The organism is Achromobacter colocynthidis, from assembly GCF_057334535.1.
Genome location: NZ_JBHFIZ010000037.1, coordinates 282268 through 292966, shown reverse-complemented (window position 1 = coordinate 292966; position 10699 = coordinate 282268). Strand labels below are relative to the sequence as shown.

General features: G+C 66.2%; 8 protein-coding genes. 5 read left to right on the top strand and 3 right to left on the bottom strand.

Features of this window, described 5'->3' with window-relative positions:
- Positions 1-4: 4 nt before the first annotated feature.
- Positions 5-1309 (top strand): HlyD family secretion protein, encoded by a 1305-nt coding sequence (locus ACE04A_RS21105; protein ID WP_485820594.1) that lies wholly within the window; start codon positions 5-7, stop codon positions 1307-1309.
- Entirely contained in the window at positions 1306-3570 is a 2265-nt protein-coding gene (locus tag ACE04A_RS21100; RefSeq protein ID WP_485820482.1) for a peptidase domain-containing ABC transporter, read from the top strand. Before ACE04A_RS21105 ends, ACE04A_RS21100 begins: the two co-directional genes overlap by 4 nt.
- On the opposite strand, the gene ACE04A_RS21095 is transcribed toward ACE04A_RS21100, so the two are convergent.
- The 3 genes from ACE04A_RS21095 to ACE04A_RS21085 are packed head-to-tail and all read right to left on the bottom strand — an operon-like array spanning position 3509 to position 5971.
- Complete coding sequence (locus tag ACE04A_RS21095) at positions 3509-4147, bottom strand: response regulator (protein WP_448718019.1); 639 nt, start codon at positions 4145-4147, stop codon at positions 3509-3511. The two genes, ACE04A_RS21100 and ACE04A_RS21095, sit on opposite strands and share 62 nt — an antisense overlap.
- On the bottom strand, positions 4144-5367 hold the full coding sequence (locus tag ACE04A_RS21090) for an ATP-binding response regulator (RefSeq protein WP_448718020.1): 1224 nt from the start codon (positions 5365-5367) through the stop codon (positions 4144-4146). The genes ACE04A_RS21095 and ACE04A_RS21090 overlap by 4 nt, the downstream gene beginning before the upstream one ends.
- A complete protein-coding gene (locus ACE04A_RS21085; RefSeq protein WP_448718022.1) occupies positions 5351-5971 on the bottom strand; it encodes a hypothetical protein in 621 nt (206 codons plus the stop codon). Before ACE04A_RS21085 ends, ACE04A_RS21090 begins: the two co-directional genes overlap by 17 nt.
- Positions 5972-6118: 147 nt before the next feature.
- On the opposite strand from ACE04A_RS21085, the gene ACE04A_RS21080 reads away from it, so the two are divergent.
- From ACE04A_RS21080 to ACE04A_RS21070, 3 genes are all read left to right on the top strand, one after another.
- Positions 6119-7999 carry a methyl-accepting chemotaxis protein gene (locus tag ACE04A_RS21080; RefSeq protein WP_448718023.1) on the top strand — a complete coding sequence of 627 codons (1881 nt, stop codon included), beginning with the start codon at positions 6119-6121 and terminating at the stop codon, positions 7997-7999.
- A 150-nt stretch (positions 8000-8149) separates the two neighbouring features.
- Positions 8150-8941 (top strand): alpha/beta fold hydrolase, encoded by a 792-nt coding sequence (locus ACE04A_RS21075; protein WP_259249896.1) that lies wholly within the window; start codon positions 8150-8152, stop codon positions 8939-8941.
- A 169-nt stretch (positions 8942-9110) separates the two neighbouring features.
- Positions 9111-10670 carry a hypothetical protein gene (locus ACE04A_RS21070; RefSeq protein WP_448718024.1) on the top strand — a complete coding sequence of 520 codons (1560 nt, stop codon included), beginning with the start codon at positions 9111-9113 and terminating at the stop codon, positions 10668-10670.
- The last annotated feature ends 29 nt before the right edge of the window (positions 10671-10699 follow it).

Genomic DNA, 10699 nt, shown 5'->3' with positions numbered 1-10699 from the left:
TGTCATCGCCGCGCATCTCCCCTTGGCCATGAATTCCCTGCCGCTCTTTCGCAAGCAGGCGCTTGCAGCACAACGCGCCGCGCCGCTGGGCGACATCGTCCTGATCCGGCCGGTGTCGTTCGCCATGGTCACGGCCGCGCTGGGCGGCTTCGTGTTGCTGGTGTGCATGTTCCTGGCGTTTGGCACCTACACCAAGCGCGCTACCGTCAGCGGTCAGTTGGCGCCCGACACGGGGCTGCTGAAACTTTATGCGCCGCAGCCCGGCGTGGTGCTGGAACGGCGGGTGCAGGAAGGCCAGCAGGTGAAGGCGGGCGAGGTGCTGTATGTGGTGTCGGGCGACCAGCAAAGCGCGGTGGGCGACACGCAGGAAGTCATCAGCGGACAGATCCGGCAGCGGCAGGACAGCCTGCGCGTGGCGCGCCAGAAGACGCTGCTGCTGCAACAAGGCGAACAAGATCTGTTGACGGCGGGCGTGGCTGGCCTGCGTGCGCAGTTGGCGGCCATCGATAGCCAGATCAGCGGCCAGCGCAGCCGCATCAAGCTGGCCGAAGACAGCGCCCAGCGGTATCGCAACCTGATGGAAAAAGGCTATTTGTCGCCCGAGGAATCCGACCTGAAACGGGCCGAGCTGCTGGAACAACGCAATCAATTGCAGGCCTTGCTGCGCGACCGCATCGGCCTGGCAATGGACCTGTCCACGCGCCAGGCCGCGCTGGCCGACCTGGCCTTGCGCCAACAGAACCAACTGGCGCAGCTGGATCGTGACCTGGCGGGCGTGGCGGTGGACCTGACGCAAAGCGAAGCCCGCCGCCGCATCGTGGTTACGGCGCCGCAAGCGGGGCTGCTGACGACGGTGACGGCCGATGTGGGGCAGGCGGTAGAGCCGCGCCGTCCGCTCGCCACCATCGTGCCGGACGGCGCAAAACTGGTAGTGGAACTGCTTGCGCCCAGCCGCTCGGTCGGCTTTGTGGCGCCGGGCGATGCGGTGCGGATCCGCCTTGCCGCCTATCCCTACCAAACCCATGGCCAGCAGGCGGGCGTGGTGCAAAGCGTGACGCAGAGCGCCTTGCCCGAATGGCAACTGAATGACGGGGCGGCGGTGGGGGCGGCGGGCAGTCCGGCCGCCGACAACCCGCAGGAAGCGATGTACCGCATCACCGTTTCGCTGGATACGCCGGCCTACGGCCCGCAAGGCCAGGTGTTGACGCTGCGGGCCGGCATGCGCCTGGAAGCCGACCTGCTCCAACAGACGCGGCGGCTTTATCAATGGGCGTTTGATCCCGCCTACCGCTTGTCGGGGAAACTGTGACGATGCTTGAACGCCTGACGCTGGGCGTCAAACGCCGCGTGCCCCGCATCCTGCAAACCGAGGCGGCCGAGTGCGGCCTGGCCTGTGTGGGCATGATCGCGGGCTTCCATGGGCATCACCAAAGCCTGGCAAGCTTGCGCGGGCGGTTTCCGGTATCGCTGAAAGGCGCAACGCTTGCCACGTTGATCCATGTGGCAAGCCAACTGGGCCTGGCGTCGCGGCCGGTCAAGGCGGAGCTGGGCGCGTTGGGCAAGCTGGCGCTGCCCTGCATCCTGCATTGGGATTTCAACCACTTTGTGGTGCTGACCGCCATCAACGGACGCTGGGCGACCGTGGTAGATCCGGCCCACGGCGCCCGCAAGATCGCCATCAGCGAGCTATCGGCGTCGTACACCGGCGTGGCGCTGGAACTGTGGCCCACGCCGGATTTCCAGACGGCCAACAACGCCCGCCCCGTGCGGCTGCGCGAACTGACCGGACGCATATCCGGCCTGGGCGCGGCGTTCTCGCAAGTACTGCTGTTGGCGCTGGCCCTGGAGGTGCTGACGGTGGTGCAGCCCTTCTTCCTGCAATGGGTGGTGGACCATGTGCTGAACACCGGCGACCGCGACCTGCTCACCACGCTGGCGCTGGCGTTCGGCTTGATGACGGTGATGCTGCAACTGACCTCGGTGGCGCGTAGCTGGATGCTGCTGTACCTGGGTACGACGCTGAACCTGCAATGGCGCACCAACGTCTTCACGCATCTGCTGCGCCTGCCGGTGGCCTACTTTGAAAGGCGGCATTTGGGCGACGTCGTGTCGCGTTTTGGCGCGATTGACGCCATCCAGCGCACCGTCACCACCTCGTTCATGGAAGCGTTGCTGGACGGCGTGGTGATGGGGATCACCCTGGTGTTGATGTTTCTCTACAGCCCGCCGCTGGCATGGATTGCGCTGGGTGCGATGGCGCTGTACGGGCTGGCGCGCTGGGCGGGTTATGCGTCGCTGCGCTACGCCACCGAAGAACACATCATTCACGCCGCCAAGGAGCAGACGCACTTCCTGGAGACGGTGCGCGGCGTCAAGGCCATCAAGCTGTTCCAGCATCAGGACGACCGCCGTTCGCGGTGGCTGGCGCTGCTGGTCAATGAAATCAATGCCGACCTGCGCGTGCAGAAATGGACGCTGTTCTTTCGCACGTTCAACGGCTTGCTGTTCGGTGTGTCGTCCATTGCCGTTTTGTGGCTGGGCGCGCGCCTGGTGCTGGACGGGCAGTTCACGGTGGGGGCGTTGCTGGCGTTCATTGTCTACAAGACCTTGTTCGACAGGCGCGTGGCGGCGTTGCTGGACAAGCTGGTGGACGTGAAGATGCTGCGGCTGCAAGGCGAACGGCTGGCCGACATCGTGCGCGAAACGCCGGAGCCGGCGGATGCGTTGTTGGCCGCTACGTTGGCAGATGCGTCAGATGATTCGTCAAGCGAAGAGGGCGGCGTCCGGCGCGCGCCCGCGATCGAAGTGCGCAACCTGCGCTTTCGCTACAGCCCGCAAGAACCCTATGTGCTGGACGGCGTCAGCCTGCGGATCGAATCGGGCGAATCGGTCGCCATTACCGGCCCGTCGGGCGGCGGCAAGACGACGCTGATCAACATCCTGCTGGGCATCTTGACGCCTACCGATGGCGAAGTGCTGGTGGACGGCGTGCCCGTGCGCGGCGTGGGCGCGGCATCGTTGCGCAGACTGGCCGGCACGGTGTTGCAGGACGACGTATTGTTTGCCGGTTCCATCGCCGACAACATCAGCTTTTTCGACCCGCGCTTCGATGCCGAGCGCGCGCATCGCTGCGCCCGTATCGCGGCCATCCATGACGACATCATCGCCATGCCGATGGGCTACAACACGCTGGTGGGCGACATGGGCACGGTGTTGTCGGGTGGCCAGAAGCAGCGCGTGCTGCTGGCGCGCGCGTTGTACAAGCAGCCGCTGCTGCTGTTCCTGGACGAGGCCACCAGCCATCTGGACATCGCGCGCGAGCGTGTCGTCAACACCGCGATCTCGCGCTTGAGCATGACGCGCGTGATCGTGGCGCACCGGCCCGACACCATCGCCGCGGCGGGTCGCGAAATCATGCTGGTGGATGGCAAGATCGCGGCTGACAGCGGCAGGGTGGGCCTGGCTTCGGCCGCGGCGTCACACCCTACGTCGGCCCCTACCTCAACCCCTACGTCGGCCGGCCGAACACGCCGCCGCGCCGCGCCACTAGCGTCGCCTGTGTGCGATTAAGCACGCCCAACGCGGCCAGGATGGCCGACACGTGCGTCTTAACGGTTTTCTCCGTCATGTTCAGGCGTTCGGATATTTCCTTGTTGCGCAGCCCATCGCACATCAAGCGCAGCACCTCCTGCTGACGCGGCGTCAGCGCCAGCAACAACGCCGCTTCATCTTGCGTCGTGGTCGACGCGCAGTTCGCAACGAAGCGATGCGCAGGCAAGGCCCCCTCATTCATGGCATCCAGCGCAGCCACCAGTTCCTGGCAACTGGCCGACTTGTTCATGAAGGCCTGCGCGCCGGCTTCCCGCGCGCGGCGCTCGTCTTCAGGGTCTTGTGATGCCGACAACACCAGCACCCGCAGTTGCGAGCGCCGCTGGCGCATCCGCCGCAACAGGTCCGCGCCGGCCATATCCGGTAGGTAGTAATCCATGATCACATTGGTAATTCCATCGTGGCAGGCCAACACCTCCAGCGCTTGCTGGGCGTTCGCGGCCGGGTGCAGCGTCAGCGTCGGCACCGCGTTCGCCAAGGCCAGGGCCAGCGCTTCGCGAAACATGGCGTGGTCGTCGACCAGCAATACGGCCGTCATTCGTTGTCTCCAGAAAGGGGATGGACGTGGGCGGCTTGCAGCAGACCGCCCACGCGCTCGCGCAGCGCTTGCACCGACACCGGCTTGTGCAGCAAGGGGATGCCGCGTTCGGCGGCTTCGGCCAGGCGGGCGGGGTCCGTGTCGCCGCTGACCAGCAGGGCGGGCAGGTCGGGGTCGTTGTATTCCTCGCGCAGCCGCTCGATGACGTGGATGCCGGTTTCGTGATCGCGCAAACGGTAGTCGCTGACGATGAGCGCTGGGCGCTCGGCCAGCGGCAGCACGCGCTCAAACAGCGCGTTGCCGCTGGTGGCGCCGATGACGCGGCAGCCCCAGCTTTCAAACAGCATGGTCAGCCCGGCCAGGTTCTGTGTGTCGTCGTCGACCAGCAGCGCCAGCTGTCCATGCAGGCTGGCTTCACCGCCCGCCGCGCGCGTATCGGACGGCGCGGCGCTGGCCGGAGACAAGCCTGCCTGGGCGGGGTCGGCGATGGGCGCGGTCAGCATGAACGTGGTACCGATTCCCGCCTGCGAACGCAGCGCCAGCGGATGCCCCAGCAGCTTGGCCGTGCGGCGCACGATGGCCAGGCCCAGGCCCAGCCCTTTGCTGCGGTCGCGCTCCGGGTTGCCCAGTTGATGGAATTCCCAGAACACGCGCTCTTGTTCGGCCGCCGGAATGCCTATGCCGTTGTCCCACACTTCTATGCGCAACTGTCCGGCCACGCGCCGGCACCCGATCAGCACACGGCCGCCCGTGGCGTGCGTGATGGCGTTGCTGATCAGATTGCGCAGTATGCGTTCCAGCAGCACCGGGTCGGACCAGATACAGGCCGAACAGGACCGCACGCGCAGCGACATGCCTTTTTCACGGGCTTGCGGCGCGTATTCATTGCGTAGCTGATCCAGCAGCGGGTTCAGCGCAAAGCCTTGCCAGCGCGGTTCGATCACGCCGGCATCCAGCCGCGACAGGTTCAGCAAGGCATCAAACAGATGGCCCATGGCCCCCATGGCGCTGGCAATGTTATCTACCAGGTAATGACCATGGCGTGACAGCGGTTCGTTCGCCAACAGGCCCAGGAACAGGTTGACGGCGTGAACGGGCTGGCGCAGGTCGTGGCTGGCGGCGGCCAAAAAGCGTGATTTTTCCAGGTCGCTGCGTTCGGCGGCGGCCTTTTCCTGGCGTACCTGTTCCAGCAGCGCCAGGTTTTCATACCCCAGCCGCAATGCGTCCAGATGCGTGCTTCATGCGGTGGATGAAGGCTAGCGTGGCCACCAGATACGCCAGCCCGCCCGTCACCAAGGCCAGGTGGATGGCCGAGGGCTGCGCGGCCAGCGCGATGAACATGGGCGCGAACGCCGGCACTTCAAACGCATACATCACCGGCAGCAGCATGTAGTTCGAATAGATGGCGCCCGTGCCCAGGCCAAACAGGATGACGATGAAGAAAAGCTGGTATTCCAGCGGAACGAAGAAGGTCCAGTAGGCGAAGGGCAGGCCCCACAGAATGCCCGACGTGAGGTTGCCGATCAGCATGCGCCGCACCCAGCGGTCCGCCGCCGTGGGGTCTGAGCGGTAGCGGTCGTACGCGATCATCGCGGCCAGGCGCAGCGCGCCAATGGCCAGCGTGGCGCCTATCCACCACAGCACTTCATGCAGGGGCAGCACGTTGTGCAGCGCAAACGCCGCAAAGCAGGCCGTGATAAGCGAGCCCGCCAGCGCAAACGGAAAGCTGCGGCGCAAGGCGTCGATCTGCACCTGCTGGATGCGGGCGCCGTAGGAAGGGGCGGACGACAAAGCGGAGGGAGACGGGCCGATGGTTGGCTGCATGGCGGATTCTAGACCGATTGCGTCGCGCCTGGCTAAAGGTTCGGCTGCCCCTGCCGTAAGCCCTTCGTGGCCGCCGCTTTCTCGTATTCGCTGGCGCGCCGCATCCCCGTGCCGTCCGGCATGGGTCGTGGCAGTCAGAAGGCAAGAATGAAAATCACCTCGTTGCGCAACCGCATCTTATTGATCACCTGCTTTACCGTCGTCGGCGCCCTGGTGCTGTCGGGCGTCACCACCTACCAGATCGTGCGCAGCAACATGATGGCGACCATCTCGGGCAACCTGGACGCCATCGCGGCCGGTAACGCCAGCGCCATCGAGCGCTGGTCGCACGACAAGGCCCAGGCCGTGACCGCCACCGCCGCCGTCGTCGAAAAAGGCGACCCGCGCGGCCTGACCAAACTGATGGGCGAGACCAACGGCTTTCCCATTTCGACCATTGGCTGGTCGGACAAGACTTTTTTTTCAACCACGCAAACCGCGGCTGACTACGACCCCACCGCGCGGCCCTGGTACAAGAGCGCGGTGGCGGCGGGCAAGCTCACCGTCACCAAGCCGTATGGCGACTCGGGCACCGGCAAGCTCTACGTGGCCTTCACCGCCCCGATGATCCGTGGCGGGCAGACGACGGGCGTGCTGAGCGGCGCCGTGCCGCTGGACGGCATCCAGAGCATCATCCGCGCCATTCGCCCCACGCCGTCCAGCCTGGCGTTCGTGGTGGCGGCCGACGGCCAGGTCATCTCGCACGTGAACGACAAGCTGGCGTTGAAGCCGTCCACCGACGTGGCCCCGGCATTGACCGCCGCCGCGCTGACGGCCATGGCGCGCGACGGCGCCGAACCCATCACCGTCAACCTGGATGGCGAACCCAAGCTGATCAAGGCGCGCCACATTCCCGGCACCGACTGGTCGCTGGTGATTGCGCTGGACCAGGCCGAAGCCACGGCCGGCCTGACGCAAGTGCTGAACGCCACGCTGATTTCGCTGGTGGTGCTGACCCTGGTGGCCGTGGGCATCGCCAGCGTGGTGACGTCGCGCGCCTTCAAGCGCCTGTCGGCCGTGCGCGACGCCATGGACACCATCGGTTCGGGCGACGGCGACATGACGCACCGCCTGGCGGTGGTGGGCCACGACGAAGTGGCGCAGATTTCGGCGTCGTTCAACGCCTTTGTCGACAAAATCAGCAAGGTGATGCTGGACGTGCGCGCGGGCGTGCATTCGATGTCGTCCGCCACGCGCGAGATCGACATGGGCAACCGCGATCTGTCCCAGCGTACGGAAACGTCGGCGGGCTCCTTGCAGGAGACCTCGTCGGCGCTGACGCAGATGACCTCCAGCGTGCGCCAGACGGAAGAAGCCGCTGAACACGCCAAGCGCCTGGCCTCGGAGGCCAGCGTGGCGGCCGAGCGCGGCGGCAAGGTGGTGACGGATGCGGTGACGACGATGAGCGCGATTTCGCAGTCGTCGCAGCGCATCACCGAGATCATCAGCGTGATCGACAGCATTGCGTTCCAGACCAACATCCTGGCGCTCAACGCCGCCGTGGAAGCCGCGCGCGCGGGCGAACAGGGCCGTGGCTTTGCGGTGGTGGCGGGCGAAGTGCGCACGCTGGCGCAGCGCAGCGCGGCGTCGGCGCAAGAGATCCGCACGCTGATCCAGGCCTCGGTGGAAAACGTGAAGAGCGGCACCGAGCGGGTGCAGGCGGCGGGTTCGACCATGAGCGAAATCGTGGACGGCATTGCCCGCGTGCAGCGCCTGGTGAATGAAATCCACGGGGCGATGACCGAGCAAAGCGTGGGCATCAGCCAGATCGACCGCAGCGTGGCCGACATGGATCAGGCCACGCAACAGAACGCGGCCCTGGTGGAGGAATCCGCCGCGGCCTCGGCCATGCTGAGCGACCAGGCGCGCGTGCTGGCGGATACGGTGGGGCTGTTCAAGCTGCGTGGCGATGAGCAGGGGCAGGGCAATCAAGGCATGGGCAACCAAAGCCTGGGGAACCAGCGGCTGGCGTTAGGGCACGCGGCGTAAGCGCAGCCGTTCAGCGCAACCCCAGCGCAACCCCAGCGCAACCCCCGGAGCGGCCCCCCCGGGGCCGGCTCGGCTCACCCCGGGGAGTTGCCCGGCGGCGCGCTTGGCAGCAGAATCCGTCTACCGAGATCGAACCAAGGATGGATGAAGATGGCCGACGCCGCCGCCGCAACGCCCCAGGACGCAATGATCCCCTCCCGCCACGGCCGCATCTACGCCCGCCGCTGGCCGGGCGCGGACACCCCCATCGTGCTCTTGCATGATTCGCTGGGCAGCGTCGGCCTCTGGCGCGACTTCCCGGCCCATCTGGCCCAGGCCACGGGCCGCGCCGTCATTGCCTACGACCGCCTGGGCTTTGGCCAGTCGGACCCTCACCCCGGCACGCTGAGCGCTGACTTCGTCTTCGCCGAGGCCGAGGACGCCTTCGCCGCCCTGGCCGACCACTATTCACTGTCGCGCTTCATCGCGTTTGGCCATAGCGTGGGCGGTGGCATGGCGGTGGCGATTGCCGCGGCGTTCCCGCAACGCTGCGTGGGCGTGATCACCGAATCCGCCCAGGAATTCGTGGAAGACCGCACGCTGGCCGGCATCCGCGAAGCCGGTGAACAATTCCAGGATCCCGCCCAACTTGAACGCCTGAAGCGCTATCACGGCGACAAGGCGCAGTGGGTGCTGGATGCCTGGGTGCATACCTGGCAGTCGGCTGAATTCGCCGACTGGAACCTGGACGCGACGCTGCCGCGCGTGAGCCAGCCGCTACTGGCCATCCATGGTGAAAACGACGAGTACGGCTCCATGCGCCATCCGGAAAAGCTGACTGCGCTGGCGGCCGGGCCGACGCGCATGCTGGCGCTGGCGGGCTGCGGCCATGTACCGCATCGGGAAACCGAGGCGGTGGTGCTGGAGGCGGTGCGGGAGTTTTTGGCGCGCCACGCGGTCTGACGCCAGGCCGGATCTGATTCGTGAGCAATACGGGGGCAATGCCGGGGGGCAATGCACGGGCAATGTACGGGCGTGGTTAATTTTTGTTCGGGCCTGCCGTTAACACGTTAGAAGCTCTAACAAGAATTCAGACAAAACCCGGGCAGACGCTGCCCCATGTGGATGCTCAATGACCGTCATCAGCTCGTTGGCAGGCGCGACCGGCGCCGCCCCGCTTAGCACGCCCGTTACCGTCATTCGCGCGGGGCAAATCGTCAACCCCGCTGTCGATTCGGCCCAGGCGGCCGGTTCCGCGAAATCGTCGGTCGTGATGCTGGGCCAAGGCGTTTCCACCACCGCCGGCTCGGTGTACGACGAAACGGGAACCGTGCCGGATGCCCTGGCCATTGCGATGTCCAAGAGCGTGGACGCGCGCACCCGCGTCAGCCCGTTCGCCGACGTGGGCGCAGCGGTGCTGAACCGTTTGCGTACCGACGGCGGCAGCCATTCCCAGTGGATGCCCGCCACTCGCATCGCGGCGTCAGCCGCCGCCGACGCCGGCCCCCTGTCGGAAGCCGAGCTTCAGCCGGACAACGCGGTGTCGCTGCGCATCGCCACGGCCAGCGGCGTCAAGGTGCAAGTCACCCTGCAAAGCGGCAAGGAAGGCATGGCCGTGCAGATCGACGTGGCCGAAGGGGAATTGAACGAAGACGAACGCCGCGCCATCGCCGCGTTGTCGGGCGCGTTCCAGGATGCGCTGGACGGCCTGGCCGAAGAGCCGCCGCGCTGGTCGCTGACGAAGTTGGCCAACGGCAGTTCGCCCTTGCTGTCCTCGATCAGTCTGCACCAAACCCGCATGGTGGACGGCGCCGAGCAGACCGTCGAATTTCAGGCGGACGCCAAGCAAAAGAGCCTGACCGTGTCCAGCGTCATGGGCGTGGTCAAGGTGGATTTGGACCTGACCCGCCCGGTTACGCTGGGCTCGGCCGAGCAACAGTCGGCCGCCGTCTCCAAATATTTGCAGCAGTTTGACCGCGCCCAGCGCCGGGGCTCGGGCGACGAGGCGCTGATGGGCACGTTCAAGGACGTGTTCGCGGCCATGCACACCAGCTACGGCGCGGCGCAGGTTCCGGCGGCGGACACCAGCATCCGCCGCTTGCCCGCCGCGGATGCGCATCGCAGCCTGTTGTCCGGCCTGGCGGATTTCTCGGCGTCGATCGAGCAGGTGCGAGACGCCAGCAACCCGGCGCGCCCCAAAGAGATCGACGGCTTTTCGTTCCAGGCTTCGCAAAGCAGCCAGGTGTCGGGCAAGGCGGGTTGGGATCTGGCGATCTCGCAAACGCAGCAGTCCGCGCTGACCGCCAGCTATCACCGGTCGCTGTCGCCGGACGTGCAGTTGGCGCTGACTCAGGACGAGAAGTCGCAGAACTATCTGTACTTCCAGATTCATGACACCACCAGCAGCAAGACGGACGTGGGCTATCAGGAAGGCGTGCTGGCGACGGCAACGCTGAACGAATCGCGTACGCAGAGCACGCAGGTGTCCAGGTTCATCAAGGGCAAGCAGGTCGACCAGTCCTTCACGCCGTCGTCCGAATCGAATTCGCGCAACCTGCTGTCTTTGGTGCAGGCCGCGAAGCTGGACGAAACCGAGAACGACCCGATGGCCCCGCGCGACCAGACGGAAGAGATCCTGCGTCGCAAATACCTGGATCTGGCGCGCCAGGTCGCAGACCTGCGGATGGGGTGATCCCGGGTCTGGATCGGGGCAGGGGGTGT